The sequence below is a fragment of the Polaromonas sp. P3_C2 genome (assembly GCF_056402675.1).
On sequence record NZ_JBFUGX010000902.1, the window covers coordinates 1 to 1,389 of the forward strand.

The following is a 1,389-nucleotide window of genomic DNA, read 5'->3' on the forward strand; positions in this document are numbered from 1 at the left end:
ACCGTACTCAAATGGACCGCTGAGCGATGGATGCCAGTGCAGTGAGTGCCAAGGTGGCCGCATCAATGCCTGACCCTTCCATCAAGAGGGCGCACCCCGGCATGCCGGGTCGAGCCGCTCATCTCAAACCTTAGACGTCAAGAGAAAATATGCGCAGTCCCATTGAGCGTTTCAAAACTGTATGGCTCGACGCCAGGAGCCGTGGGTCGTCCAAACACAGGAACGCTGTTTGTGTTTCCACCATCGATGCGGATGGATACCCTAGTTCGCGATTTGTCGATTTGAAGGAAGCGGAAGAGACGGGTTTCGTCTTTTGCACGCATTTGGACTCTGGCAAGGCCCTGGACATCGCTCGCAACCCCAAGACCGGCATTACGCTGTGGTGGGAGCATATCGCCACGCAAGTACGCATCAAAGGCGTTTGTACGGTAATACCGGAACAGGAGGCCGAAGTACATTGGGCTGGCCGTCTGCGGGATGCCCAAATTGCCACAGCGACATTTCAGCAGAGCCGCCCGCTCGCAAGCCTCGAGTCGCTTTCGGATCAATACGGACGCGCCGTGGCTGCGTACGATGGCAAGCCAATCCCTCGCCCCGCGAACTGGGGCGGATTCAGGCTCCAGGCGGAGCACATTGAGTTCCTGGAGTTCAAAGAGAGCCGCCTGCATGCGCGCACGACCTATTCCCGCATTGGTTCCCGCTGGGAGCAAGCGTTCCTGCAACCTTAGGGTATCTCGCCGGGAGTAACCCATCATCTGAGCGGACCGCAACAGCAGGCCACGTGACACCGCGCTGTTAGTTCCGGTTCCGCGCGGCCTGCTGCTACAGTCCACTCAGCTCAAATGTTAGGCCCTAACAATGCCCGATTACGACAACCCCGAAGTTGAAGCCCAGTGGTGTGCAGAGCGCCGTGCTGAAGTATCCGAATACTTGCAACGCGAAGGCTTGGTGCATGGCCGAATCGGCTTAGAGCCTGCGTGGCACCTTGCCCCCTATGTCTCAATTTGGACCGTCGAAAGCCTTGAGAGCCCTGGTTCAGTGGGCTGGTGGGCTATCTCTGGCGATATGCCGAACGACTATGTTTCCTCAAGCAAGGCTGGAACTCCGCGGGAGGCGGTGCATGCCATCGCTTCTCTCTGGCAGGACGCGGCTCGATGCATGGCGCGTGGAGAGCGGCACCCAACGTTGGTCATTGGTACGGGAGAGAACATGGAAGAGCTCGCCCCCATGCTTGCATCGAGGGCCGGGTTACTGCTGGAATGGGCCGATGACCCTGCGGTATGGGAAGAAGATGAGCTTTAACGCGCTTCAAGTTTTTTCTCTAATGACCTCGGTCTGCTCGCATCACAGGCCTGAGCCTTGCTTCGGGTGGGTACACAAACCTTAAGT

2 protein-coding genes are annotated in these 1,389 nt (G+C 58.0%); both read left to right on the forward strand.

Annotation, left to right across the window (positions count from 1 at the left end; genetic code table 11):
• Window positions 1-149 precede the first annotated feature (149 nt).
• Entirely contained in the window at window positions 150-728 is a 579-nt protein-coding gene (locus AC1DWI_RS23200) for a pyridoxine/pyridoxamine 5'-phosphate oxidase (RefSeq protein ID WP_477671177.1), read from the forward strand.
• Window positions 729-858: 130 nt separating this feature from the next.
• Window positions 859-1,302: a DUF4826 family protein gene (locus AC1DWI_RS23205; protein ID WP_477671176.1), complete on the forward strand. Its 444-nt coding sequence runs from the start codon at window positions 859-861 to the stop codon at window positions 1,300-1,302.
• The last annotated feature ends 87 nt before the right edge of the window (window positions 1,303-1,389 follow it).

Coding starts and splice junctions, on each gene's coding strand:
- AC1DWI_RS23200 (WP_477671177.1), top strand. CDS start 150: ATGCGCAGTCCCATTGAGCGTTTCAAAACTGTATGGCTCGACGCCAGG.
- AC1DWI_RS23205 (WP_477671176.1), top strand. CDS start 859: ATGCCCGATTACGACAACCCCGAAGTTGAAGCCCAGTGGTGTGCAGAG.